The sequence below is a fragment of the Streptomyces malaysiense genome (genome assembly GCF_000980885.2).
In the GTDB taxonomy this organism is placed as follows: Bacteria; Actinomycetota; Actinomycetes; order Streptomycetales; family Streptomycetaceae; genus Streptomyces; species Streptomyces malaysiense.
Map to the genome: position 1 here is coordinate 1 of NZ_LBDA02000068.1, position 26,034 is coordinate 26,034.

General features: G+C 71.5%; 15 protein-coding genes and 1 tRNA gene. 13 read left to right on the top strand and 3 right to left on the bottom strand.

The annotated features are described in order from the left end of the window. Positions 1–135: 135 nt before the first annotated feature. Complete coding sequence (locus VT52_RS27080; protein WP_046420605.1) at positions 136–798, top strand: DegT/DnrJ/EryC1/StrS family aminotransferase; 663 nt, start codon at positions 136–138, stop codon at positions 796–798. A gap of 84 nt (positions 799–882) precedes the next feature. After that, positions 883–955, top strand: a tRNA-Thr gene (locus VT52_RS27085). A 72-nt stretch (positions 956–1,027) separates the two neighbouring features. On the opposite strand, the gene VT52_RS27090 is transcribed toward VT52_RS27085, so the two are convergent. Then, positions 1,028–3,790, bottom strand: a complete 2,763-nt coding sequence (locus VT52_RS27090) for a SpoIIE family protein phosphatase (protein ID WP_046420607.1) — start codon at positions 3,788–3,790, stop codon at positions 1,028–1,030. A 408-nt stretch (positions 3,791–4,198) separates the two neighbouring features. Between VT52_RS27090 and VT52_RS27095 the strand changes: the two genes are divergently transcribed. The 10 genes from VT52_RS27095 to VT52_RS27140 all read left to right on the top strand — a co-directional run bounded on the left by VT52_RS27095 (position 4,199) and on the right by VT52_RS27140 (position 19,180). Beyond that, positions 4,199–9,658: a HAMP domain-containing protein gene (locus tag VT52_RS27095; RefSeq protein WP_107481460.1), complete on the top strand. Its 5,460-nt coding sequence runs from the start codon at positions 4,199–4,201 to the stop codon at positions 9,656–9,658. 274 nt (positions 9,659–9,932) lie between these two features. Further along, a complete protein-coding gene (locus tag VT52_RS27100; protein WP_046420612.1) occupies positions 9,933–10,613 on the top strand; it encodes a response regulator in 681 nt (226 codons plus the stop codon). 124 nt (positions 10,614–10,737) lie between these two features. After that, positions 10,738–13,527: a DNA translocase FtsK gene (locus VT52_RS27105; RefSeq protein ID WP_206306611.1), complete on the top strand. Its 2,790-nt coding sequence runs from the start codon at positions 10,738–10,740 to the stop codon at positions 13,525–13,527. Positions 13,528–13,865: 338 nt separating this feature from the next. After that, positions 13,866–14,705: a helix-turn-helix domain-containing protein gene (locus tag VT52_RS27110; protein WP_046420614.1), complete on the top strand. Its 840-nt coding sequence runs from the start codon at positions 13,866–13,868 to the stop codon at positions 14,703–14,705. Positions 14,706–14,798: 93 nt separating this feature from the next. Beyond that, entirely contained in the window at positions 14,799–16,271 is a 1,473-nt protein-coding gene (gene rimO, locus VT52_RS27115; protein WP_079175295.1) for a 30S ribosomal protein S12 methylthiotransferase RimO, read from the top strand. After that, on the top strand, positions 16,268–17,083 hold the full coding sequence (gene pgsA / locus VT52_RS27120; RefSeq protein WP_046420619.1) for a CDP-diacylglycerol--glycerol-3-phosphate 3-phosphatidyltransferase: 816 nt from the start codon (positions 16,268–16,270) through the stop codon (positions 17,081–17,083). The genes rimO and pgsA overlap by 4 nt, the downstream gene beginning before the upstream one ends. Beyond that, positions 17,080–17,625: a CinA family protein gene (locus VT52_RS27125; RefSeq protein ID WP_046420622.1), complete on the top strand. Its 546-nt coding sequence runs from the start codon at positions 17,080–17,082 to the stop codon at positions 17,623–17,625. The genes pgsA and VT52_RS27125 overlap by 4 nt, the downstream gene beginning before the upstream one ends. A 109-nt stretch (positions 17,626–17,734) precedes the next feature. After that, complete coding sequence (locus VT52_RS27130) at positions 17,735–18,109, top strand: helix-turn-helix domain-containing protein (RefSeq protein WP_046420624.1); 375 nt, start codon at positions 17,735–17,737, stop codon at positions 18,107–18,109. A 253-nt stretch (positions 18,110–18,362) separates the two neighbouring features. Next, entirely contained in the window at positions 18,363–18,833 is a 471-nt protein-coding gene (locus tag VT52_RS27135) for a Dps family protein (RefSeq protein ID WP_046420625.1), read from the top strand. 59 nt (positions 18,834–18,892) lie between these two features. Next, positions 18,893–19,180 (top strand): hypothetical protein, encoded by a 288-nt coding sequence (locus VT52_RS27140; protein ID WP_046420628.1) that lies wholly within the window; start codon positions 18,893–18,895, stop codon positions 19,178–19,180. Positions 19,181–19,202: 22 nt separating this feature from the next. Here VT52_RS27140 and VT52_RS27145 read toward each other — a convergent pair whose 3' ends face one another. Beyond that, the gene (locus VT52_RS27145; RefSeq protein ID WP_046420630.1) at positions 19,203–20,048 is read right to left on the bottom strand and encodes an Fpg/Nei family DNA glycosylase; all 846 of its coding nucleotides are present in this window, start codon (positions 20,046–20,048) and stop codon (positions 19,203–19,205) included. Between the two features lie 284 nt (positions 20,049–20,332). Further along, on the bottom strand, positions 20,333–25,306 hold the full coding sequence (locus tag VT52_RS27150) for an ATP-dependent helicase (protein ID WP_046420631.1): 4,974 nt from the start codon (positions 25,304–25,306) through the stop codon (positions 20,333–20,335). 109 nt (positions 25,307–25,415) lie between these two features. Between VT52_RS27150 and VT52_RS36095 the strand changes: the two genes are divergently transcribed. Beyond that, positions 25,416–25,910, top strand: a complete 495-nt coding sequence (locus VT52_RS36095; protein WP_167377745.1) for an AraC family ligand binding domain-containing protein — start codon at positions 25,416–25,418, stop codon at positions 25,908–25,910. The last annotated feature ends 124 nt before the right edge of the window (positions 25,911–26,034 follow it).

Sequence of the window (26,034 nt, forward strand, 5' to 3'; positions counted from 1 at the left end):
GAGAGTAGGACGCCGCCGAACAATTTTTCAAAAGGTCGGATCCTGAACTTCGGTTCAGGATCCGACCTTTTTTTGTTCCGCGTAACGTGTCGTTCACCCTGTGCGCCGAGCATCCCGTACATGGGAACCTCCGCAATGCTCAGGGCGGCCGGTGTCGGAGTCGGTGACGAGGTCGTCGTACCGGCCTTCGGGAACGTCGAGGTCGCCGAGGCGGTGACGCTGGCCGGCGCGCTCCCTGTGTTCGCCGACATAGATCCCCTGACCTACTGCCTGGACCCGGCGGCGGTCGAAACGGCCGTGACTTCCCGTACCGCGGCCGTCATCGTGGTCCACCGCTTCGGCCGGCAGGCCGACATCGGGCGGTTGCACGCCCTGGGGCAGCGGCACGAGCTGCTGGTCCTGGAGCAGGGCGAGTCCGAGGTGCCGTACGACGAGACGGCGCAACGGCGGGAGCGAGCCGCCTTTTTGGACACCAAGCTGAAGGGCGTGCGGACACCGGACGGCGGGGACGGGCACACCTATCAGCAGTACGTGGTGCGGGTGCCCGGCAACGGCCGGCCGGACCGGGACGCCTTCGCACGCGCCCTGCGGGCCAAGGGAGTCGACTGCCGGGTGCCGGTCAAGACGCCCGTCCACCGGCTGCCCGAGTTCCGCCGGTGCGTGTCCCTGCCGCAGACCGAACTGGCCGCTGACGAGACACTCGCACTACCCGTCGACGCCTCGCTGACCAAACGGGAGATGCAGCGTGTCGCCGCGGCCTGCAACGCCCTCGGCGGACTGCTCCAGCCCGCCTTCTGACCGGCTCCCGAACGAATTTGGGAAGTCGGGCCGGTTCGGGGTACAGTTTCTTTGTCGCCGCGAGGGAAACCTCGAAAACGACAGGCCCCTATAGCTCAGTCGGTAGAGCGTCTCCATGGTAAGGAGAAGGTCAACGGTTCGATTCCGTTTGGGGGCTCCTCGAAAAAGACCTCACCCTCTCGGGTGGGGTCTTTTTAGTGGGTCCGGGGCGGCTCCAAGCCGCCCCGGATCAGCCTTCGTTGTGGTGGAGGCCCGGGACCCGCATCGCCAGAATGGCCATGTCGTCGGACGGGGCGTCGGACGCGAAGCGTTCCACCGCGCGCATGATGCGGGCCGCGACCGCGCCCGCCGTCAGGCCCGTGCACGTGGTGAGGACGTCGGCGAGGCCGTCGTCGCCCAGCATGCGGGAGCCCTCGCGGCGCTCGGTGACGCCGTCCGTGACGCAGAGCAGCACATCGCCGGGGTCGAGGGTGACCCTCTCCTCGTACAGCTCCAGGTCCTCGATCACGCCCAGCAGGGGCTGCGGCTCGGCGGCGGGGGTGACCGTGCCGTCCTGGCGCAGGCGCAGCGGCAGCGGATGGCCGGCGCAGACCACCTTCAGTTCGGCGCTGCCGTCCGGCTGGGGCCGCAGCTCGCCGTAAAGGAGCGTCAGGAACCGGCTGCGGTCGCCCTCGTCGAGAATGGCCGAGTTCAGCCGCTCCAGGACCGCGGGGCCACTGAGGCCCTCGCGGGCCAGCAGACGCAGGGCGTGCCGGGCGAGGCCCGTGACCGCCGCCGCGTTGGGTCCCGTACCGCAGACGTCGCCGATGGCGAAGCCGTAGGCGCCGTTGCCGATGGGGAAGAGGTCGTAGAAATCGCCGCCCACCTCGTTGCCCTCGCCGGCCGCGCGGTAGATGACCTCCACCTCGACGCCGTCGATGTGCGGGGTGCCGGGCGGCAGCAGGCTGCGCTGGAGGGCCTGGCTGATGGCCGTGCGCTCCGAGTACAGGCGGGCGTTGTCCAGGGCGAGGGCGGCCCGGCGGGACAGGTCCTCGGCCAGCTCCAGGATCTCCTGGCGGAAGTGCTCGTCGGTGGGCTTGCCGAGGACCAGCATGCCGATGACCCGGTTGCGGGCCACGAGCGGCAGGACGACCGTCTCCCCGCCGACCGCGGAGGCTGTGGCGAGGGTCGGGCCGATGCCCGCGGTGACCCGGTGCGTGGGGCCGCCGGCCAGGCCCAGGGTACGCATGGAGGTGCGCAGGGCGGCCTGGTGGGCGACCTCGCCCGGGGTCGTCCACACGCGGGCGCCGGGCGTGGGCACCGGGTCCGGCGGGGCGATCTTCGACAGCAACGACTTGATGCCGTCGATGAGTTCCTCGTCCTCGTGCAGCACGTAGGACAGATACGGGTCCGAGGCCTGGTCGGCGATGGTGTACACGGCGCACCAGGTGGCCAGGGTGGGCACCGTCATCTGGGCCATGAGGGCCAGCGTCTGGTCGCGGTCCAGGGTGCCGGCCAGCAGGTCGGAGGCCTCGACCAGGAAGCTCAGGGAGCCGCGCCGCAGCCGCTCCAGCTCGCCGAGGCGCGCCGATTCCACGGCCAGGGCGATGCGGTCGGCGGCGAACTGGAGGCGCAGCGCCTCCTCGTTGGAGTATCTGCCCGATGCCTCCGCCGCGACGCCGAGGGAGCCGGTGAGGCGGCCCTCGACCTTCAGCGGGACGGTGACGACCGAGCGCATGCCGGTGCCGCCGAGCAGGGGGACGGCGCCGGGGACCGCGGCGAGGTCGTCGTGGACGGCGGGCATGCGCGCGGAGCCGTAGCGGCCGGGGCCGGCCTCCACGGGGACGCGGGCGAAGCGCTGGCGGGCGGAGGGCAGTCCGGTGGAGGCGCGGACCTCCAGCTCGGTCTCGTCGTCGGTGGCCAGCAGCAGGAACGCGGAGTCGCCGTCGAGCATGTCGCGGGCGCGTTCCACGGTGCGCTGGAGCAGGCCGTCGAGGTCGTCGGGGGCAGGGGAGCCGATGAACACCTCGAAGGGGTCGGTGCTCTGGCCGTCCTGTGTGGGGCCCTGGTCGCCGGCCGGGACCCGGGCGGGTGTCTGGAGCACGGCGCGCTCGTGGTCGCGCACCAGGAGGCACACGGTGGAGGGCTCGCCGCCGGTGTCGCGGACCCGCAGGTGGGAGGCGTACACCTGGACGACGCGGCCGTCGGCGCCGCGGATGCCGTAGCCGCCCTCCCAGCGGGAGAGCTGGAGGGCCTCGGCGACACCGGTGCTGGTGCCCGGGGTGTGCGGCCAGGCGGCGAGTTCGGCCAGCGGCCTGCCGACGGCCGCGGCGGCCGGGTGGCCGAAGAGTTCCTCCGCGTCCTCGTTCCAGGAGGTGACGGTGCCCTTGCGGTCGACCTGGAGGACGGCGACGCGGACCCGGCCGTCGGCCACCGGCAGCAGGTCGGCGGGGAGTGCGGGGCCGGCGGTGCGGGTGCCGACCGGTCGTTCGGGCAGGTTCAGCTGGAACCAGACGTGCTTGTGGGTCGGCGTGTAGTCGACGCCCCAGCGGGTGGCCAGGGCCGCGCAGAGCTGGAGGCCGCGGCCGCCCTCGCGGTCCGGGCTGGCCATGGGACTGACGGAGCTCTGGAGCGGGACCTCGCGCTCGGGGTAGTGGTCGGAGACCTCGATGCGCACCCCGTCGTCGGTGCGCAGGCAGAGCACCTCCGCGTGGGTGCCGGCGTGCACGACCGCGTTGGTCACCAGCTCGCTCGTGAGGACGACGGCGTCGTCGACGATGTCGGCGAAGCCCCAGCCCTGGAGAGTGTCGCGGACGAAGGACCGGGCGGTCGCCACGGATCGTCCGACGGGCTCGAAACTGGCGGCCGCGCGCGCGGTGATCACAGAACTCCTCGGCCGGTTGTCGGCGGGCAGGTCGGACGGGCCGGCCGGGTCGAGCCGCTGCTGCGGCATCGGCGCGTCGGTCGGCTGCGGCTCCGGGGGCTGTCCCCCCGGGATCAGTCCGGTGGTCATGGTCTGCGGCCGCCCCTCCGATGCCCGCTCGTTCTGGTGCCACCGCCCAGGCCGGACGGGACCGGTGCGGCTGGACAGCCGGATGCAAGGTTACTTACCTTCGCCGTCCGAGCGGGTGCCGGTCGCCGGTGTTTACCCCCCAGGGTGTGCGGACGATGTGCGAAGCTGCCGAACTGTTATGGCCTGGTTCGGGCAGGGTGAAACACTGGGCAGGCTTCTGATGAAAGTCGGGTCGCGCCGCGTGTGTTCCGTGAACGGCGGGCAGCAGCCCTTGGTGTGGCCGGATCTCGTCTGGCAGAAATACGCAGCAGTAACCGGTACGCGGAAGTATCCGGTATGCCGAAGCCGGTATGCCGGACGGAAGCGTTCCGCCATGGCAGTAAGGGTCGATCCCCCGGGAGGGACACAGTGGAGTCTGGCGCAGCGACGCGTGGCCGGAAGACGCGCGCGAAGGGCGGACCGTCCCTGGGCAGGAACGGTGGCACCACCGAGGTGGACACCGCTGCCCTGAACCGCCTGCTCGCGGCTCTCGTGTCGATGCGTGACGGGAACTTCCGTAAACGGCTGACGGTCTCCGGGGACGGGGTGATGTCCGAGATCGCGGCGGTCTTCAACGAGGTGGCCGACCGCAATCTGCATCTGACCGGCGAGCTGGCCCGGGTACGGCGCATGGTCGGCCGTGAGGGAAAACTCACGGAGCGGCTGGAGACGGGGGCCTGCGAGGGCTCCTGGGCGACGGCGATCGACCACTCCAACGCGCTGGTGGACGATCTCGTACGACCGGTCTCCGAGGTCGGCCGGGTGCTCACCGCGGTCGCGGAGGGCGATCTGTCGCCGCGCATGGAGTTGCGGACGCAGGCGCCGGACGGCGGCACCGGGCATCCGCTGCGGGGCGAGTTCCTGAAGGTCGGCCGTACCGTCAACAACCTGGTCGACCAGCTGTCGACGTTCACCGACGAGGTCACCCGGGTGGCCAGCGAGGTCGGCACGGAGGGCAAGCTCGGCGGTCAGGCCCGGGTGCGGGGCATGTCGGGTTCCTGGAAGGACCTGACGGACTCCGTCAACACGATGGCGGACCGGCTCACCGCGCAGGTGCGGGACATCGCCCTGGTGACGACCGCGGTCGCCAAGGGTGATCTGTCGCGCAAGGTGACCGTGCACGTCGCGGGCGAGATGCTGGAGTTGAAGAACACCGTCAACACGATGGTGGACCAGCTCTCGGCCTTCTCCTCGGAGGTCACGCGGGTGGCCCGGGAGGTGGGTACCGAGGGCATCCTCGGCGGCCGCGCGCAGGTGCCCGAGGTGGCCGGCGTGTGGAAGGAACTGACCGATTCCGTCAACACGATGGCGGGCAACCTGACCGCCCAGGTGCGGGGGATCTCCCAGGTCACCACGGCGGTGGCGAACGGTGATCTGTCGCAGAAGGTGACGGTCCAGGCGCGCGGTGAGGTGGCGCAGCTCGCCGAGACGATCAACCAGATGACCGAGACGCTGCGGATCTTCGCGGACGAGGTCACGCGCGTGGCCAACGAGGTCGGCGCGGAGGGCCGGCTCGGCGGGCAGGCGAACGTGCCGGGCGCGGCCGGTACCTGGAAGGACCTGACGGATTCGGTCAACACGGTGTTCCGGAACCTGACGACCCAGGTGCGGGACATCGCCGCCGTGACGACCGCGGTGGCCAACGGCGATCTGTCGCAGAAGGTCACGGTGGACGTGGCCGGCGAGATGCTGGAGCTGAAGAACACCGTCAACGGGATGGTGGACCAGCTGTCGTCCTTCGGTGCCGAGGTGACGCGGGTCGCGCGGGAGATCGGGGTCGAGGGCGAGCTGGGCGGTCAGGCGCAGGTGCCGGGCGCGGCGGGGACGTGGAAGGACCTGACGGACTCCGTCAACACCGCGTTCCGGAACCTCACCGGCCAGGTGCGCAACATCGCCCAGGTGACGACGGCGGTGGCGAACGGTGATCTGTCGCAGAAGGTCACGGTGGACGTCTCCGGCGAGATGCTCAAGCTGAAGAACACCGTGAACACGATGGTGGACCAGCTGTCGAGCTTCGCCGACCAGGTGACGCGGATGGCGCGGGACGTGGGTACGGAGGGCCGGCTCGGCGGCCAGGCGCAGGTGGACGGCGTGTCGGGCACCTGGAAGGAACTGACGGACTCCGTCAACTTCATGGCCGGAAACCTCACGTCCCAGGTGCGCAACATCGCCCAGGTGACGACGGCGGTGGCGAACGGCGATCTGTCGCAGAAGATCGACGTGGACGCGCGCGGCGAGATCCTGGAGCTGAAGGACACGATCAACACCATGGTCGATCAGCTGTCCGCCTTCGCCGACCAGGTGACCCGGGTGGCCCGGGACGTGGGTACGGAGGGCCGGCTCGGCGGCCAGGCGCAGGTGCCCGGTGTCGCCGGTGTGTGGCGGGACCTGACGGACTCGGTGAACGGCATGGCCGGGAACCTGACGGCCCAGGTGCGCAACATCGCGCAGGTCGCCACCGCGGTGGCGGGCGGTGACCTCTCCCAGAAGATCACCGTGGACGCGCGCGGCGAGATCCTGGAGCTGAAGAACACCCTGAACACGATGGTGGACCAGCTGTCGTCGTTCGCCCAGGAGGTCACCAGGGTGGCCCGTGAGGTGGGCACCGAGGGCATCCTCGGCGGGCAGGCCGAGGTGCAGGGGGTCTCCGGCACCTGGAAGGACCTCACGCAGTCGGTGAACTTCATGGCGAACAACCTGACGATCCAGGTGCGCAACATCGCCGAGGTCACGACCGCGGTCGCCAAGGGCGACCTGTCGAAGAAGATCACGGTCGACGCCAAGGGCGAGATCCTGGAGCTGGTCACGACCGTCAACACGATGGTCGTCCAGCTGTCGTCGTTCGCCGAGCAGGTGACGCGGGTGGCCCGCGAGGTGGGCACCGAGGGCATCCTCGGCGGCCAGGCGCACGTGCCGGGGGTCACGGGCATCTGGAAGGACCTGAGCAACAACGTCAACCTGATGGCCAACAACCTGACCATGCAGGTGCGCAACATCTCCCAGGTGGCCGCGGCGGTCGCCAACGGCGATCTGACGCGGCAGGTGACGATCGAGGCGAGCGGTGAGGTCGCGCAGCTCGCCGACACCATCAACACGATGGTCAAGACGCTGAGTTCGTTCGCCGACCAGGTCACCAAGGTGGCCCGCGAGGTGGGTACGGACGGCATCCTGGGCGGCCAGGCGCACGTGCCGGGCGTGGCGGGTACCTGGAAGGACCTCACCGAGTCGGTGAACCAGATGGCGTCCAACCTGACCGGCCAGGTGCGCAACATCGCGATGGTCACCACGGCCATCGCCAAGGGCGACCTGACCAAGAAGATCGACATCGACGCCCGGGGCGAGATCCTGGAGCTGAAGACGACGATCAACACGATGGTCGACCAGCTCTCCAGTTTCGCCGAGGAGGTCACGCGGGTGGCCCGTGAGGTGGGCACCGAGGGCCAGCTGGGCGGTCAGGCGCGGGTGCGGGACGTGGACGGCACCTGGCGGGACCTGACGGAGTCGGTGAACGAGATGGCCGGGAACCTGACCCGGCAGGTGCGCGCCATCGCGCGGGTGGCGACCGCGGTGACCCGGGGCGACCTGAACCTGAAGATCGACGTCGACGCGTCCGGCGAGATCCAGGAGCTCCAGGACTACATCAACAAGATGATCGCGAACCTGCGGGACACCACGATCGCCAACAAGGAGCAGGACTGGCTCAAGGGCAACCTGGCCCGCATCTCCGCGCTCATGCAGGGCCGTCGCGACCTCCAGGACGTGGCTTCGCTGATCATGAGCGAGCTGACGCCGGTGGTCTCCGCGCAGCACGGCGCGTTCTTCCTGGCGATGTCGCGCATGGAGGGCAAGGACACCGGCGACGACAAGGAAGCCTACGAGCTGCGGATGCTGGGTTCGTACGGCTACTCGATGGGCTCCATGCCGACGTCGTTCCGGCCCGGTGAGGCGCTGGTCGGCACGGCCGCCCAGGAGAAGCGCACCATCCTGGTCTCGGACGCGCCGAGCGGCTATCTGAAGATCTCCTCCGGGCTCGGCGAGGCCCCGCCCGCGCAGGTGATCGTGCTGCCGGTGCTGTTCGAGGACACCGTGCTCGGTGTGATCGAACTGGCCTCCTTCACGCCGTTCACACAGATCCAGAAGGACTTCCTGAACCAGATCGCCGAGGTGATCGCGACCAGCGTCAACACTATCTCGGTCAACACCAAGACCGAGCAGCTGCTGGAGCAGTCACAGGAGCTGACCGAGCAACTGCGCGAGCGGTCGGCCGAGTTGGAGAACCGGCAGAAGGCGCTCCAGGACTCCAACGCCGAACTGGAGGAGAAGGCCGAGCTGCTGGCCCGGCAGAACCGGGACATCGAGGTGAAGAACACCGAGATCGAGGAGGCGCGGCAGGTCCTGGAGGAGCGTGCCGAGCAACTCGCCGTGTCCATGCGTTACAAGAGCGAGTTCCTGGCCAACATGTCGCACGAGCTGCGTACGCCGCTGAACTCGCTGCTGATCCTGGCCAAGCTGCTCGCCGACAACGCCGAGGGCAACCTCTCGCCCAAGCAGGTCGAGTTCGCCGAGACCATCCACGGCGCCGGATCCGATCTGCTCCAGCTGATCAACGACATCCTGGACCTCGCGAAGGTCGAGGCGGGCAAGATGGACGTCTCGCCGACCCGGATCGCGCTCGTGCAGCTCGTGGACTACGTGGAGGCGACCTTCCGGCCACTGACCGCGGAGAAGGGCCTGGACCTGTCGGTGCGGGTCTCCCCGGAGCTGCCGGCGACCCTGCACACCGACGAGCAGCGGCTGCTCCAGGTGCTGCGCAACCTGCTGTCCAACGCGGTGAAGTTCACCGATTCCGGGTCGGTGGAGCTGGTCATCCGGCCCGCGGGCGCGAATGTCCCGCAGCACATCCGGGAGCAGCTGCTGGAGGCCGGGTCGCTCACCGATCCGGACGGGGAGCTGATCGCGTTCTCGGTGACGGACACCGGCATCGGGATCGCGGCCAGCAAGATGCGGGTGATCTTCGAGGCGTTCAAGCAGGCGGACGGCACCACCAGCCGCAAGTACGGCGGCACCGGCCTCGGTCTGTCGATCTCCCGGGAGATCGCGCAGCTGCTCGGTGGTGAGATCCACGCGCAGAGCGAACCGGGCCGCGGCTCCACGTTCACGCTCTACCTGCCGCTGTACCCGAGCGAGCTGCCGCCGCAGGGGTACCAGCAGTCCGTGGCCCCGCTGGAGGCCGGTGACCTGGCGGCCTCCGATGCGGAGCAGTCCTCGCAGCTGGCCGCCCCCGAGATCGAGACGCCGGCCGAGGTCAAGTCGTACCTGGAGATGCAGAACGGGCCGGCGGCGCTCTTCCGGCGCCGCAGGCGGAGCCTGCCGCAGGGCGGCGAGCAGCGTGCCGAGCAGTGGGCGGCGGCGCCCGAGCAGGACGGCGCGCCGTCCGTGCACGGGGTGCGTTTCGGTGGGCAGAAGGTGCTGATCGTCGACGACGACATCCGCAACGTCTTCGCGCTCACCAGCGTCCTCGAACAGCACGGGCTGTCGGTGCTGTACGCCGAGAACGGCCGCGAGGGCATCGAGGTCCTGGAACAGCACGACGACGCGGCGGTCGTCCTGATGGACATCATGATGCCGGAGATGGACGGCTATGCGACGACCACGGCGATCCGCAGGATGCCGCAGTTCGCCGGGCTGCCGATCATCGCGCTGACCGCGAAGGCGATGAAGGGCGACCGGGAGAAGGCGATCGAGGCGGGCGCCTCCGACTACGTGACCAAGCCGGTCGACTCGGACCATCTGCTGGGCGTGCTCCAGCAGTGGATGGGGGGGAAGTGACCGGATCGGCCGACCATGGTGTGAACACCCGGGGAACCCCCGGCCGGTGCGCGGAGTTGTGCGCTTAAGGTGGTTGGGAACGTATGGGAACGTGGGGTTCCGGGAACCATCCCGGTTCCCCCCGCGTTTCCGCTGTGTGCACGGTGACATCGCGGTGACAGGGTGTGTCGACAAGCGGGGTGCGGCTACGATGACCGGCACAAGGACGGGCGGCGAAAGGGAGTCGTCCCCTGGGGCGGCGCCCGGTGTACCGCCGGGGCGAGGAGGGCGGGCCATGGTGCAGAAGGCCAAGATCCTCCTGGTCGATGACCGGCCGGAGAATCTGCTGGCGCTGGAGGCCATCCTCTCTGCGCTCGATCAGACGCTGGTGCGGGCATCGAGCGGGGAGGAAGCGCTCAAAGCACTGCTCACGGACGATTTCGCGGTCATTCTGCTGGATGTCCAGATGCCGGGCATGGACGGATTCGAGACAGCGGCGCACATCAAGCGGCGCGAGCGGACCCGGGACATCCCGATCATCTTCCTCACCGCGATCAACCACGGCCCGCACCACACCTTCCGGGGTTACGCGGCCGGCGCGGTGGACTACATCTCCAAGCCGTTCGACCCGTGGGTGCTGCGCGCCAAGGTCTCGGTGTTCGTCGAGCTGTACATGAAGAACTGTCAGCTGCGCGAGCAGGCGGCGCTGCTGCGGCTCCAGTTGGAGGGCGGCGGCAAGGGCGCGGTCGCCGGCAAGGAGTCGGCAGGGCTGCTCGCCGAGCTGTCCGCGCGGCTCGCGGCCGTCGAGGAGCAGGCGGAGGCGCTGTCCAAACAGCTGGACGACGACTCCGCGGACGCGGCCGCGGTGGCCACGGCGGCGCATCTGGAGCGCAAACTCACCGGACTGCGCCGCGCGCTCGACGCCCTGGAGCCGGGTACCGGTGCGGGCGGTCCCGCGGTGTCGCCGGCCAACTGAGGCGCCCGGAGACCGCGGTTGCCCATGAAGCCTCGTCAGTTCCGTGCCCCGGCAGGGGCGACACGAACGGGTGAAGCTGTGGGCACACGTGTCCGTCGTCGTCTCCCCCGGTAACCTCACACCCATGGCCTCACGTCCCTCCGCAGCCAAGAAGCAGCCCGCGAAGAAGGCTGCCGCTCCCGCGAAGGGTCCGGCGAAGAAGGCCGTCGCCGCGAAGAAGGCCCCGGCCAGGAAGGCGCCCGCCAAGAAGGCGCCGGCCCGCAAGGCCGCGGTCAAGAAGGCGCCGCCGAGGCCGGCACCCAGCCCCACCGGGGGCGTGTACCGCCTGGCGCGCGCCCTCTGGCTCGGTCTCGCGCACGCGGTCGGCGCCGTCTTCCGCGGCATAGGGCAGGGCGCCAGGAACCTGGATCCGGCGCACCGCAAGGACGGCGTGGCACTGCTGCTGTTCGGTATCGCGCTGATCGTCGCCGCGGGTACCTGGGCCGACCTCAAGGGCCCCGTCGGCGACCTGGTGGAGATCCTGGTCACCGGCGCCTTCGGCCGGCTCGACCTGCTGGTGCCGATACTGCTCGCGGTGATCGCCGTACGGCTCATCCGGCACCCCGAGAAGCCCGAGGCCAACGGCCGGATCGTGATCGGTCTGTCCGCGCTCCTGGTCGGGGTGCTCGGCCAGGTCCACATCGCGTGCGGCTCGCCCGCCCGCAGCGACGGCATGCAGGCCATAAGGGACGCCGGCGGCCTCATCGGCTGGGCGGCGGCCACCCCGCTGACGTACACCATGACCGAGATGCTCGCCGTGCCGCTGCTGGTGCTGCTGACCGTCTTCGGACTGCTCGTGGTGACCGCCACCCCCGTCAACGCCATCCCGCAGCGGCTGCGCGCCCTCGGGGTGCGCCTCGGCGTGCTGCACGAGCACGAGCCGGAGGAGTTCGGCGAGGACGACGAGCGCTACGAGGAGCAGTGGCGCGAGGCGCTGCCCGCGCGCTCCCGCGTACGCTCCGGTGGCTCCCGGTCGTACGACCCCGACGAGGCCGAGGAAGAGGCCCTGTCGAGCCGTCGCGGGCGGCCCAGGCGCTCCGCGGTGCCCCAGCCGGATCCCCGCCGCCGGATGGACGCCGTGGACGTGGCCGCCGCTGCCGCCGCCGCGCTCGACGGCGCCGTGCAGCACGGTCTGCCGCCGTCCCCGCTGGTCGCCGACCTCACCCAGGGCGTCAGCGTCGGCGACCGCGAGGAGACCACCCCGGTCCCGGCCCCCGACGCGCCCGCCGCCGCGGACCCCGAGCCGGCCCCCGCCAAGGCCGCCCGGCCGTCCGCCAGGCCGGTCCCGGCCGCCCGCCCCGAACGGGGCGGGGGCTCCGTCGTACCGGACCTCACGAAGCAGACTCCCGAGGAGCCGCGTGAGCTGCCCGCGCGCGCGGAGCAGCTGCAGTTGTCCGGTGACATCACCTACTCGCTGCCCGCCCTGGACCTGCTCCAGCGCGGCGGGCCCGGCAAGGTCCGCAGCGAGGCCAACGACGCCATAGTCGCCTCCCTCACCCAGGTCTTCACCGAGTTCAAGGTCGACGCGGCCGTCACCGGCTTCACCCGCGGTCCGACGGTCACCCGGTACGAGGTCGAGCTCGGCCCGGCCGTGAAGGTGGAGCGGATCACCGCGCTCACCAAGAACATCGCCTACGCGGTCGCCAGCCCGGACGTGCGGATCATCAGCCCCATCCCCGGCAAGTCCGCGGTGGGCATCGAGATCCCCAACACCGACCGGGAGATGGTCAACCTCGGCGACGTGCTGCGGCTCGCGGAGTCCGCCGAGGACGACGACCCGATGCTGGTCGCCTTCGGCAAGGACGTCGAGGGCGGCTACGTCATGCACTCGCTGGCGAAGATGCCGCACATGCTGGTCGCCGGTGCCACCGGCTCCGGCAAGTCGTCCTGCATCAACTGTCTGATCACCTCGATCATGATGCGGGCGACCCCGGAGGACGTGCGGATGATCCTGGTCGACCCCAAGCGGGTCGAGCTGACCGCGTACGAGGGCATCCCGCACCTGATCACGCCGATCATCACCAACCCCAAGCGGGCCGCCGAGGCGCTCCAGTGGGTGGTGCGCGAGATGGATCTGCGCTACGACGACCTCGCGGCCTACGGCTACCGGCACATCGACGACTTCAACCGGGCCGTGCGCGAGGGCAGGGCCAAGCCGCCGGAGGGCAGCGAGCGCGAGCTCCAGCCGTACCCGTACCTGCTGGTGATCGTGGACGAGCTGGCCGACCTGATGATGGTCGCCCCGCGCGACGTCGAGGACTCGATCGTGCGCATCACCCAGCTCGCGCGCGCCGCCGGCATCCACCTGGTGCTCGCCACCCAGCGCCCCTCGGTCGACGTGGTCACCGGTCTGATCAAGGCCAACGTGCCCTCCCGGCTCGCCTTCGCCACGTCCTCGCTGGCCGACTCCCGCGTCATCCTCGACCAGCCCGGCGCCGAGAAGCTGATCGGCAAGGGCGACGGCCTCTTCCTGCCGATGGGCGCCAACAAGCCGACCCGTATGCAGGGCGCCTTCGTGACCGAGGAGGAGGTCGCGGAGGTCGTACGGCACTGCAAGGAGCAGATGGCGCCGGTCTTCCGGGAAGACGTCACGGTCGGCACCAAGCAGAAGAAGGAGATCGACGAGGACATCGGCGACGACCTGGACCTGCTGTGCCAGGCGGCCGAACTCGTCGTGTCCACCCAGTTCGGGTCCACGTCCATGCTCCAGCGCAAGCTGCGCGTCGGCTTCGCCAAGGCCGGCCGGTTGATGGACCTCATGGAGTCCCGCGGCATCGTGGGGCCCAGCGAGGGATCCAAGGCGCGTGACGTTCTGGTGAAACCCGACGACCTGGACGGCGTGCTCGCCGTGATTCGGGGCGAATCCGAGGGATAGTAATAAGAGCCGCCCGGTTCCGCACGACGAACGCCGGGCGGAGGTCTGTCGCGATGCGCCCGTCTCCGACGTGATCGAGCCGTGCCGTCGTGCTGCGTCCGTGCCCGCCGTGATCCACCCGTTAGAGAGCGGCGGGCAACCGTTTCCCTTTGTCCTACGTCAAGTTGAGCGAGAGGACAGGTAAGCGTCCCGTCCCGGGGTATTCGCCTGTCCAGCCCTCGGAGTGACGGGCCATTCCGATGGCGTAGAAGTTCCTACCGCCCGGTTGCCCCACCCTTTCGTACCCCCCCTAGACTGAGCTTCCAGCACAGGTGGCTACACGCTCGAAAGGCGCCCCCGTGTCCATCGGCAACTCCCCTGAAGACGAGCGTCCCTTCCCAGACGAGTCCCAGGAAGCCCGAATCTCCGTGGGCCGTGCCCTCAAGCAGGCGCGGATCGCGGCCGGGCTCACCGCGGACGACGTCAGCAGCGCCACTCGTGTCCGGCTCGCCATCGTGCACGCCATCGAGGCGGACGACTTCGGCCCCTGCGGCGGCGCCGTGTACGCGCGCGGTCACATCCGGAACCTGGCCAGGGCCGTCCATCTCGATCCCGAGCCGTTGGTCGCCCAGTACGACGCCGAGCACGGCGGCCGGCCCGCGCCCACTCCGGCCGCACCCCTGTTCGAGGCCGAGCGGATCCGCCCCGAGCGCCGGGGTCCCAACTGGACCGCGGCGATGGTCGCCGCGATCGTCGTGGTGATCGGTTTCGTGGGCTTCACCGCGGTCAAGGGCAGCGGCGGCGGAAGCGACTCCAAGTCGCTCGCCGAGAGCTCCACCCCCGCCACCAGCAAGGCGGCCTCGCCCGCGCCCACCAAGGACAAGCCCGCCGACCCCGCGCCCGAGCCCACCGACAGCGCCATCGCGGCCGCCCCCCAGGACAAGGTCACCGTCCAGGTCAGCGCGCCCAACGGACGCAGCTGGATCTCGGCCAAGGACCACAACGGGCGGATGCTCTTCGACGGCCTGCTGGACAAGGGCCAGTCCAAGACCTTCCAGGACAGCACCAAGATCAACCTGATCCTCGGTGACGCCGGCGCGATCGAGCTGTACGTCAACGGCAAGAAGATCGAGGACAGCTTCCGGCCCGGCGCCGTGGAGCGCCTGACGTACACCAAGGGCGACCCCGTCGCGGGCTGAACCGGCCCGTCGCGGACCCGGCCGACGGGGTCGGCCGGGTCCGGCCAACCCCGTCGACATGGGCTGTCGGTGAGACAAAGTACTCTTGAGCCCATGCCTGAACGCCGTACCGTCGCACTCGTCACTCTCGGCTGCGCTCGTAACGAGGTGGATTCCGAGGAGCTCGCAGGCCGTTTGGAGGCGGACGGCTGGCAGCTGGTCGAGGACGCCGAGGACGCCGACGTCGCCGTCGTGAACACCTGTGGCTTCGTCGAGGCCGCCAAGAAGGACTCCGTCGACGCCCTCCTGGAGGCCAACGACCTCAAGGGCCATGGCAGAACCCAGGCCGTCGTGGCGGTGGGCTGCATGGCCGAGCGGTACGGCAAGGAACTGGCCGAGGCGCTGCCCGAGGCCGACGGTGTGCTCGGGTTCGACGACTACTCCGACATCTCCGACCGCCTCCAGACCATCCTGTCCGGCGGCATCCACGCCTCGCACACCCCGCGCGACCGCCGCAAGCTGCTGCCGATCAGCCCGGCGGAGCGCCAGGACTCGGCCGCCTCGGTCGCGCTGCCCGGCCACGGCCCCACCGACCTGCCCGAGGGGCTGGCGCCCGCCTCCGGCCCCCGCGCGCCCCTGCGCCGCCGGCTGGACGGCTCCCCGGTCGCCTCGGTGAAGCTCGCCTCCGGTTGCGACCGGCGGTGCACCTTCTGCGCCATCCCGTCCTTCCGCGGCTCCTTCATCTCCCGCCGCCCCAGCGACGTGCTCAACGAGTCGCGCTGGCTGGCCGAGCAGGGCGTGAAGGAGATCATGCTGGTCTCCGAGAACAACACGTCGTACGGCAAGGACCTGGGCGACATCCGCCTGCTGGAGTCCCTGCTGCCCGAGCTGGCCGGGATCGACGGCATCGAGCGGGTCCGGGTGAGCTACCTCCAGCCGGCCGAGATGCGTCCCGGGCTGATCGACGTACTGACCTCGACGCCCGGGATCGCGCCGTACTTCGACCTCTCCTTCCAGCACTCGGCGCCCGGTGTGCTGCGTTCCATGCGCCGCTTCGGCGACACCGACAGCTTCCTGGAGCTGCTCGACACCATCCGCGCCAAGGCCCCCGAGGCCGGCGTGCGCTCCAACTTCATCGTCGGCTTCCCCGGCGAGAGCGAGGCGGACCTCGCCGAGCTGGAGCGGTTCCTGAACGGCGCCCGCCTGGACGCCATCGGCGTCTTCGGCTACTCGGACGAGGAGGGCACCGAGGCGGCCACGTACGGCAACAAGCTGGACGAGGACGTCGTGGCCGAGAGGCTGGCCCACATCTCCCGGCTCGCCGAGCAGCTGGTCTCGCAGCGCGCCGAGGAGCGCGTCGGCGAGAGCGTGCACGTCATGGTGGAGTCGGTGGACGAGGAAGAGGGTGTGTACGGCCGCGCCGCGCACCAGGCGCCCGAGACCGACGGCCAGGTGCTGCTCACGAGCGGCGAGGGCCTCACCGTGGGACGTATGGTCGAGGCGAAGGTGGTCGGTACGGAGGGTGTCGACCTGGTGGCCGAGCCGCTGACCGGCTCGCTCGGGTGTGGTGAGGAGGCGGGCAGATGACCGGAGTCCCGGCATCCGCCGCGGGCGGCTCCTCCGGTGCGCACGGCGCACGGGGCAGCGCCGCCGCTGCCGACGGCGTTGCGTCCGAGGTCTCCGGTTCCGCGTCCGCCCCGGGTGAGGCCGCGTCCGGCCGGCCCGGTTCCGGCCGGTCCGCCGCCGGCGCCGAGGCGACGGCCGAGGGCCGTCCCGCGCGTGGTGGCAAGATCACGGCCGCAGCGGTCAACCAGGCGAGCGTATGGAACGTCGCCAATCTGCTGACCATGCTGCGCCTGGTCCTGGTGCCCGGCTTCGTGGCGCTGATGCTGGCGAACGGCGGCTACGACCCGGCCTGGCGTTCGCTGGCCTGGGCGGCCTTCGCCGTCGCCATGATCACCGACCTGTTCGACGGTCATCTCGCGCGCACCTACAACCTGGTCACCGACTTCGGCAAGATCGCCGACCCCATCGCCGACAAGGCGATCATGGGGGCGGCGCTGATCTGTCTCTCCTTCCTCGGCGATCTGCCGTGGTGGGTGACGATCGTGATCCTCGGCCGGGAACTCGGCATCACACTGATGCGTTTTCTGGTCATTCGCTACGGCGTGATCCCGGCCAGTCGCGGCGGCAAGCTGAAGACCCTGACCCAGGGCGTCGCCGTCGGCATGTATGTGCTGCCGCTCACCGGGTGGCTGGCCACCCTGCGGTTCTGGGTGATGGCCGCGGCGGTCATCCTGACCGTTGTCACCGGTCTTGACTACGTAAGACAAGCCATTGTGCTGCGCAGGCAGGGAATCGCCGAGCGCGCGGCGGCGTTGGAGGAGACGGAAGCGTGAGTTCCCCGGCCACCGAACTGGTGCGACTACTGACAGTGAGGGGCGAGACCCTCGCGGTCGCCGAGTCGCTCACGGGTGGCCTGGTGGCGGCGGAGATCACGGCGGTACCCGGAGCCTCCAAGGTGTTCCGAGGCTCGGTGACCGCTTACGCCACGGAACTCAAGCACCGGCTGCTGGGCGTCGACGCGGCCCTGCTGGAGCGGTGCGGAGCGGTGGATCCGCAGGTCGCGGCCCAGATGGCGGCCGGGGTGCGCAAGGCTCTGGATGCAGATTGGGGCATCGCGACCACCGGGGTCGCGGGCCCCGACCCGCAGGACGGCCAACCCGTCGGCACGGTCTTCGTGGCCGCTGACGGACCGCTGACGGCCCCCGCTCCCTCCGCCGGTGGCGGAAAAGTGGAGGCCCTGCGGTTGAACGGCAGTCGTACGGAAATCCGTAGAGAGAGTGTACGGAGCGTACTCGCACTGCTCCTCGAGCGGATTGCGGGCGAACAGTTCGGGAATGAGCGGGCACAGGATACGGAACGGAACGGGGGGTTTTGATGTTTGCAGCCCTGAGTGAACACGACATCGCTCCCCGCACGGCCGCAGCGCGAGGCGGTACGGTGGGGCGTGAAGGATGCGGCTACGCGGTCCGAGGAGGGAGCCACCGATGATTCTGCTCCGTCGCCTGCTGGGTGACGTGCTGCGTCGGCAGCGCCAGCGCCAGGGCCGTACTCTGCGCGAAGTCTCCTCGTCCGCCCGAGTCTCACTCGGCTATCTCTCCGAGGTGGAGCGGGGGCAGAAGGAGGCTTCCTCCGAGCTGCTCTCCGCCATCTGCGACGCGCTGGACGTACGGATGTCGGAACTCATGCGTGAAGTGAGCGACGAACTGGCGCTCGCCGAGCTGGCCCAGTCCGCCGCGGCCACCGAGCCCGTACCCGCGCCGGTCCGTCCGATGCTGGGTTCCGTCTCGGTGACCGGTGTGCCACCGGAACGGGTGACCATCAAGGCACCCGCGAAGGCGGTGGACGTGGTCGCCGCCTGACGTACGCGGCACCACGCCTGACGGGCACAGCCAGACACAGCCGGATATGGATGAGGCCCCGGCCGGGCTTCTCGGGACGAACCCGGGGAGCGTGGCCGGGGCCTCGTGCCGTGCGCCCGCATATGCCTGGTGCTGTACCTCCGTATGTGTGTATATATGCCGCCTCATGCGTCCGTTTGCCGGGTTTGGGCGGGGCGGTCATGGTGGAGGGACATGACGGCCGTCAGGGCCGCCGGAGCGCCGGAGGAAGCGGATGTACGTCGTGAAGAGCCCGTTGGCCGACGCGGACCTGAAGACCGTGGCCGAGGCGCTGCAAGGAGCCCTGGTCGATCTGGTGGATCTGTCGCTGGTCGCCAAGCAGATCCACTGGAACGTCGTCGGGCCCCGCTTCCGCTCCATCCACCTCCAGCTGGACGAGGTCGTCGCCTCCGCCCGCACCCACTCCGACACGGTGGCCGAGCGCGCCTCGGCGCTGGGCGTCCCGCCCGACGGTCGCGCCGCCACGGTGTCCTCGACGAGCGGCATCAAGACCACCCCGGCGGGCTGGATCAAGGACGGGGACGCGGTGGGGGCGATGGTGGACGCCCTCGGCTCCGTCATCACCCGGATGCGGGAGCGCGTGCACGCGACCGAGGAGCCCGACCCGGTGTCCCAGGACATCTTCATCCAGATCACCGCGGACCTGGAGAAGCATCACTGGATGTTCCAGGCGGAGAACGCGTAGCGTCCGCCGGTGCCGCCGGGGAGCGGCCGCGAGCCGGTGTCCGGCGGGAGGTGGTGGGCATGACGGGGCGGGCGGTGCGCTGGACGCTGGCGCTGGTATGCGGCGCAGTCTGGTGGTGGGCCGTACTGCGGCTCGCCCTCGGCCGGGATACGGGCGTGCTGGAAGCCGCCGTCGCGGCCGGCGGATGGGGCCTCAGCGTGCTGCCGGTGCACTGCGCGCCGAAGGGCAAGGCGCTGGGAGTGCTGGTGGCCGGGCGGTGGGTGGCGGCATGGCGGGCGGAGAAGGCCGGAGCCGACGCCGGCGGGCCGGCCCCGCAAGGCCGTTCGGAGGAGATCCCCGCTCCCTGAGGCGCCGGGTCCGGCGGGTGCGTCAGGTGGGGGTACGGCGGTGTCGCTCGCGCCGGCGCCGCGGGGCGTCCGGCGCCGGGGCGGGGCCGGACTGACAGGTGGGACACCAGTAGGTGGGGCGGTCCTGGGAACCGTCGCCCTGGTCGGCCACGCGGACCGGGGTGTGGCAGCGCAGACAGGGGCGGAGCGCGCGGCCGTACACGAACAGGTCCTGGTGGGGCAGGCCCGTGGTCCGGCGGACCGGGCGGTCGCGGTTGGCCTCCAGCAGCCGGTGCGCGAGACCGGGCAGTTTCTCGGCGCGGTCCGCGGGCAGCGCGCCGACCGGCAGCCAGGGGGTGGCACCGAGCAGGAAGCACAGCTCGCTCTTGTAGACGTTGCCGATTCCGGCCAGATTGCGCTGGTCGAGGAGGGCCTCGCCGAGGGGGCGGGCGGGGTCCGTGCGCAGATTGGCGAGCGCGAGTTCCGGGTCCCAGCCGGGGCCGAGCAGGTCGGGACCGAGATGGCCGACCACTCGATCCTCCTCGGTGGTGCGCAGCAGTTCGAGCACTTGGAGCCGGTACCCGACGGCCGCGCGGTCGGGGGTGCCCAGGATCGCGCGGATCTGGTGCCCGGGGCCGCCGCGCCAGCGCTCGCCCGCGCCGTAGATCTTCCAGGCGCCCTCCATGCGCAGATGCGTGTGCAGGGTCAGGCCGTCCTCGAAGCGGGTGAGCAGGTGCTTGCCGCGCGGAACCGTGCCCAGCACCCGGCGACCGGTGAGGTCGACGGTCGCGTACTTCGGCACCCGGAAGTCGCTGCGGGTCAGCACCTCACCCGTGAGCGCCTCGTGCAACCGCCGCGCGGCCCGCCAGACCGTGTCACCTTCGGGCATGGGTCAAGGGTGCCATGGCGGGGGAGGGGGGAGGGAAAGCGGACGTCGCCCGAGCGGAGGTGTCGGAGGACGCGGAGGGAGCCTGGGGAGTCGGGGGAGGCGCGGGGAGCCGGGGACGGCTCGGTGGAGCGGTAGCCCCGGGCCCTCGGCACGACGGGCCCCTCGGTCCGGCCGCATGCCGGGCAGCCCCGGCCTCCTCGGCCCGGCGGCCCATGGGCGGCCGACCGGGTCCACCGGCCGCACACTCCGTCCCACACCCCCATCCCCGTCCCGCACGCTCTGGCTCACGCCCTCAGGCGCAGCCCCCGTGGGGTGGCCACGAAGCCCGCTGCCTCCAACAGGGTTCCTATGGGGGAGGTCAGGGCCGGGGCGCCGTTGATCCGTTCCACGGTGACCGTGCCGAGGGAGCCGGCACGGGCGGCGGCGGCCAAGGTCTCGGCGGCCGTCCGCAGGCGGGGGTCGTCCATGGCTCCGGTGTCCGGGGTGGCCGGCCAGGCGAGGAGGGTCTTGCCGCCGCGCTCCATGTACAGCGTCAGCTCGCCCTCCACCAGGACGACCAGGGAACCCGCCTTGCGGCCCGGCTTGTGTCCGGCGCCGGTCGGCGGTTCGGGCCAGGACAAGGCCGCGCCGTAGGCGTTCGCCGGGTCGGCCGCGGCGAGGACGACGGCACGGGAGTCGGGGGAACGGTCCCGGCCGTGGCCCCGCCGCGGGCTCCGGTCCCCCCAGGAGGTGCCCGAGCCGTAGCCGGTGGATCCGCCGCCGCCCCGTAGGCCGCCGTAGCCGGGGGCGGAGAGGGGGTCGGCGAGCTCGCGGGGCGAGTCGTGGCCGCCGCCGGCGTCGGTCGGTGGCCAGGTGAAGTCGCCGTCGAGCCCGGGGTGGGCGAAGCCCGCGTCGGTGCCGTAAGGGGACGGGCTGTGCGCGTGCGGGCCGCCGTCGATGCCGGGGAAGCCCTCCGCAGCGGTGAATCCCGCTGCCGGGAAGCCGCCCACCGGGGCGGGCGGGGACTCGCCCCGGTCCCGCGCGTTGGACACCGCGCGCAGCCGGTCCACCGCGCCGTCCATGGCGAACTGGGCGGCGCCGAGCCCTTCGACGACATAGCCGCGTCTGGCCTGGCCGCTGTCCTCGAAGACGGACAGCACCCGGTACACCGCCGAGAAGCCGCCCTCCACGCCTTCCGCGGCGACCGCTCCCCGGGTCACCACGCCGTGCCGGTCCAGCAGGGTGCGGGCCAGCGCGTGCGCGCGCACGGTGGCGTCCGGCTCGGCCGGGGGCAGCAGGGACCAGCGTCCCGCGACCGTCGGGGGGCCGGTGCGGGAGGCCGTACGCGCCGCGGCCGTCAGGGAGCCGTAGCGCCCGCGCGGCACGGCACGCTTGGCACGGTGGGCGGTCGAACCCGCCGTACGGCCCGAGCCCAGCAGGGAACGCATCGGCGCCAGCGTGTCGTTGGTGAGCCGGCCCGACCAGGCCAGGTCCCAGAGGGCGTCGGCCAGTTGGGGATCGGTGGCGTCCGGGTGCGTGGTGGCGCGGACCTGGTCGGCGATCTGCCGGAAGAACAGGCCGTAGCCACCGGACAGCGCGTCCAGCACGGACTGGTGGAGTGCGGTCGGCTCCAGCGGGTGCGGCGACGGCAGCAACAGGGGTGCCGCGTCCGCCAGATAGAGGGAGACCCAGCCGTCCTTGCCGGGCAGGGCGCCCGCGCCGGCCCACACCACCTCGCCGGCCGCGGTCAGCTCGTCCAGCATCGCCGGCGTGTAGTTCGCCACCCGGGACGGCAGGACCAGCTTCTCCAGCGCGGACGCGGGCACCGAGGCGCCCTGCAACTGCTCGACGGCGCGCACCAGTCCGTCCACGCCGCGCAGACCGTGTCCCTTGCCGATGTGCTGCCACTGCGGCAGGAACTGGCCGAGCGCGGCGGGCGGTACGGGTTCCAGCTCGTGCCGCAGGGCCGCCAGGGAGCGGCGGCGCAGTCGCCGGAGCACCGTGGCGTCGCACCACTCCTGGCCGATACCCGCCGGATGGAACTCGCCCTGCACCACCCGGCCCCCCGCGGCGAGCCGCTGGAGGGCGCCCTCGGTGACCGCCACGCCGAGGCCGAAGCGGTTCGCGGCGGTGGCCGAGGTGAACGGGCCGTGCGTACGGGCGTAGCGCGCGAGGAGGTCGCCCAGGGGGTCCTTGACCGGTTCGGTGAAGGCCTCGGGGACGCCGACGGGCAGCGCGGTGCCGAGCGCGTCGCGCAGCCGGCCCGCGTCCTCGATCGCCGCCCACTGGTCGGCACCGGAGATCCGGACCCTGATCGCCCGGCGGGCGCCGGCCAGCTCACGCACCCAGTGCGGGTCGGCGCCCCGCGCGACCAACTCGGCCTCGGTGAGCGGGCCGAGCAGCCGCAGCACGTCGGCGACGCCCTCCACGTCCTTGATCCGGCGGTCCTCGGCGAGCCACTGGAGTTCGCGCTCCAGCTCGGTGAGCACATCGGCGTCGAGCAGCTCGCGCAGTTCCGCCTGACCGAGCAGTTCGGCCAGCAGCCGGGAGTCCAGGGAGAGCGCGGCGGCCCGGCGCTCGGCCAGCGGGGAGTCACCCTCGTACAGGAACTGGGCGACGTACCCGAACAGCAGGGAGCGGGCGAAGGGGGACGGCTCCGGGGTGGTGACCTCGACCAGGCGCACCTTGCGGGACTCGATGTCGCCCATCAGCTCGGCCAGGCCGGGCACGTCGAAGACGTCCTGGAGGCATTCGCGGACGGCCTCCAGGACGATCGGGAACGAGCCGAACTCGCTTGCCACCTGGAGGAGCTGGGCCGCGCGCTGGCGCTGCTGCCACAGCGGGGTGCGCTTGCCCGGGTTGCGGCGCGGCAGCAGCAGGGCGCGCGCGGCGCACTCGCGGAACCGGGAGGCGAACAGGGCCGAACCGCCGACCTGCTCGGTGACCACCTGGTCGACCTCGCCCTTGTCGAAGGCGACGTCCGCCGCGCCCACCGGCGGCTGCTCGCCGTCCGTGGAGAAGGGCGCGCCCGCCTTCACGGGCTCCTGGTCGAGGAGGTCCAGGCTCATCAGGTCGGCGTCGGGCAGGCGCAGCACGATGCCGTCGTCGGCGTGCATCACCTGGGCGTCCATGCCGTAGCGCTCGGACAGCCGGGCGCCGAGCGCGAGTGCCCAGGGGGCGTGCACCTGGGCGCCGAAGGGGGAGTGGACGACGACCCGCCAGTCGCCCAGTTCGTCGCGGAAGCGCTCCACGACGATCGTGCGGTCGTCCGGGACATGGCCGCAGGACTCGCGCTGCTCCCGCAGATACGCCAGTACGTTGTCCGCCGCCCACGCGTCCAGGCCCGCGGCGAGCAGCCGCGGCCGGGCGTCCTCCTCGGACATCGAACCGACCTCGCGCAGGAACGCGCCGACCGCGCGGCCCAGTTCGAGCGGGCGGCCCAGCTGGTCGCCCTTCCAGAACGGAAGCCGGCCCGGCACGCCCGGAGCGGGCGAGACCAGGACCCGGTCGCGGGTGATGTCCTCGATGCGCCAGGAACTCGTGCCCAGCGTGAAGACGTCGCCCACCCGGGACTCGTAGACCATCTCCTCGTCCAGCTCGCCGACCCGGCCGCCGCCCTTCCTGGGATCGCTGCCGGCGAGGAAGACCCCGAACAGGCCGCGGTCCGGGATGGTGCCACCGGAGGTGACGGCCAGCCGCTGGGCGCCGGGGCGGCCGGTGACGGTGCCGGCCACGCGGTCCCACACCACCCGCGGGCGAAGTTCCGCGAACGCGTCCGAGGGGTAGCGGCCCGCGAGCATGTCGAGGACCGCGGTGAACGCCGACTCCGGGAGCGAGGCGAAGGGGGCGGCGCGGCGGACCATGGCGAGCAGGTCGTCGAACTGCCAGGTGTCCAGGGCCGTCATGGCGACGAGTTGCTGGGCGAGTACGTCCAGGGGGTTCGCGGGCACCCTCAGGGACTCGATGGCGCCCGAACGCATCCGCTCGGTCACCACGGCCGCCTGCACCAGGTCGCCCCGGTACTTGGGGAAGACCACGCCGGTGGAGACGGCGCCCACCTGGTGTCCGGCGCGGCCGACGCGCTGGAGCCCGGAGGCCACCGAGGGCGGGGACTCCACCTGGACGACGAGGTCGACGGCGCCCATGTCGATGCCCAGCTCCAGGCTGGAGGTGGCCACCACGGCGGGCAGCCGGCCCGCCTTCAGGTCCTCCTCCACCAGCGCGCGCTGCTCCTTGGACACCGAGCCGTGGTGGGCGCGGGCGATCACCGGGGGCGCGCCCTGGGCCGCGCCCGAGCCGCCCATCAGCTGGGCCGGGGAGTGGTGCTCCGCCAGTGGCTCGCCCGTCGCGCGCTCGTAGGCGATCTCGTTGAGCCGGTTGCACAGGCGCTCGGCCAGGCGGCGGGAGTTGGCGAAGACGATGGTGGAGCGGTGCGACTGCACCAGGTCGGCGATCCGCTCCTCCACGTGCGGCCAGATCGACGGCCGTTCGCCGTCGTCGGCCGCCTCGGTGGCCGGGGAGCCGCCCAGCTCGCCCATGTCCTCCACCGGTACGACGACCGAGAGGTCGAACTCCTTTCCGGACTCCGGCTGGACGATCTCCACCTTGCGGCGCGGCGAGAGATAGCGGGCGATCTCGTCCACCGGGCGCACGGTCGCCGACAGGCCGATCCGGCGGGCCGGTCCGGGGAGCAGTTCGTCGAGGCGCTCCAGGGAGAGCGCGAGGTGTGCGCCGCGTTTGGTGCCCGCGACCGCGTGCACCTCGTCCAGGATCACCGTCTCCACGCCCGTGAGCGCGTCGCGGGTGGCCGAGGTCAGCATCAGGAAGAGCGACTCGGGGGTGGTGATCAGGATGTCCGGCGGCCGCGTGGACAGCGCGCGGCGCTCGGCGGGCGGGGTGTCGCCGGAGCGGATGCCGACCTTGACCTCGGGTTCCGGCAGGCCGAGGCGGACGGACTCCTGGCGGATACCGGTCAGCGGGCTGCGCAGATTGCGTTCGACGTCGACCGCCAGGGCCTTCAGCGGTGAGACGTACAGCACCCGGCAGCGCTTCCTCGGGTCGGCCGGGGGCGGGGCCGAGGCCAACTGGTCCAGGGCGGCGAGGAAGGCGGCCAGCGTCTTGCCGGAGCCGGTCGGCGCGACCACCAGCACGTCCGAACCAGCCCGGATGGCGTCCCACGCGCCGGACTGGGCGGCGGTGGGCGCGGAGAACGCCCCCGTGAACCAGCCGCGGGTCGCGGGGGAGAAGCCGTCGAGGGCCCGGTGTGCGGAGCTGACCATGCGTCCATCCTGCACCGCATCACTGACAATCGTGCTGACCTGGGCAAATGCCCCGCCGTCGCGATGGGGTGAGGAGCCGGACGAGACCGTCGCGGCGGACAATGGACCCATGGCAGGCTCGGTCGGACGGCAGGACGACCGCCCGCCCCGCGACCGGGCGGGACGGGCGGTGGAGCGCGCGCGGCACTGGCAGTACGAGGAACTGCCCGGTGTCGATCTGCTGCGCGCCCGGTACGTCCGCAAGACCTTCGTCCGGCACACCCACGAGAACTTCGTGATCGCCGCCATCGCCGACGGCGTGGAGGTGTTCCACCACGCCGGCTCCGACGTCCGCGCGGGCGCGGGGGCCCTCGCGCTGGTCAACCCGGACACCCCGCACACCGGCCGGGCCGGGGTCCCGGAGGGCTGGCGGTACGGGGCGGTCTACCCCGCGCCCGAGGTGGTGGCGGCGATAGCGGCGGAGACCAGCACCCTGCGCGGCGCCCCGGCTTCGTCAGCCCCGTCCTCGACGACCCCGCCACCGTCCACCTCGTCCACGAGGTGCTCCGCGCCGTGGAGGAGGGCGACGCGCTGTCCGCCGACACCCTGCTCCGGGTCGCCGTGACGCGGTTGCTCAGGCTGAACGGCGGCATGCTGCCCGAGCGGCGGCCGCGCACGGCCGGGGCGCGGATCGCGGCCCGCGCGCGGGCCGTGCTCCCGAACGGCTCGCCACCGAACTCGGGACCAGC

Excerpts from the sequence above, each read along its gene's own strand:
- VT52_RS27150 (WP_046420631.1), bottom strand. The coding sequence starts at position 25,306 with ATGGTCAGCTCCGCACACCGGGCCCTCGACGGCTTCTCCCCCGCGACC.
- VT52_RS27140 (WP_046420628.1), top strand. The coding sequence starts at position 18,893 with ATGACGGGGCGGGCGGTGCGCTGGACGCTGGCGCTGGTATGCGGCGCA.
- VT52_RS27105 (WP_206306611.1), top strand. The coding sequence starts at position 10,738 with ATGGCCTCACGTCCCTCCGCAGCCAAGAAGCAGCCCGCGAAGAAGGCT.
- rimO (WP_079175295.1), top strand. The coding sequence starts at position 14,799 with ATGCCTGAACGCCGTACCGTCGCACTCGTCACTCTCGGCTGCGCTCGT.
- VT52_RS36095 (WP_167377745.1), top strand. The coding sequence starts at position 25,416 with ATGGCAGGCTCGGTCGGACGGCAGGACGACCGCCCGCCCCGCGACCGG.
- VT52_RS27100 (WP_046420612.1), top strand. The coding sequence starts at position 9,933 with ATGGTGCAGAAGGCCAAGATCCTCCTGGTCGATGACCGGCCGGAGAAT.
- pgsA (WP_046420619.1), top strand. The coding sequence starts at position 16,268 with ATGACCGGAGTCCCGGCATCCGCCGCGGGCGGCTCCTCCGGTGCGCAC.
- VT52_RS27080 (WP_046420605.1), top strand. The coding sequence starts at position 136 with ATGCTCAGGGCGGCCGGTGTCGGAGTCGGTGACGAGGTCGTCGTACCG.
- VT52_RS27130 (WP_046420624.1), top strand. The coding sequence starts at position 17,735 with ATGATTCTGCTCCGTCGCCTGCTGGGTGACGTGCTGCGTCGGCAGCGC.
- VT52_RS27135 (WP_046420625.1), top strand. The coding sequence starts at position 18,363 with ATGTACGTCGTGAAGAGCCCGTTGGCCGACGCGGACCTGAAGACCGTG.
- VT52_RS27090 (WP_046420607.1), bottom strand. The coding sequence starts at position 3,790 with ATGACCACCGGACTGATCCCGGGGGGACAGCCCCCGGAGCCGCAGCCG.
- VT52_RS27145 (WP_046420630.1), bottom strand. The coding sequence starts at position 20,048 with ATGCCCGAAGGTGACACGGTCTGGCGGGCCGCGCGGCGGTTGCACGAG.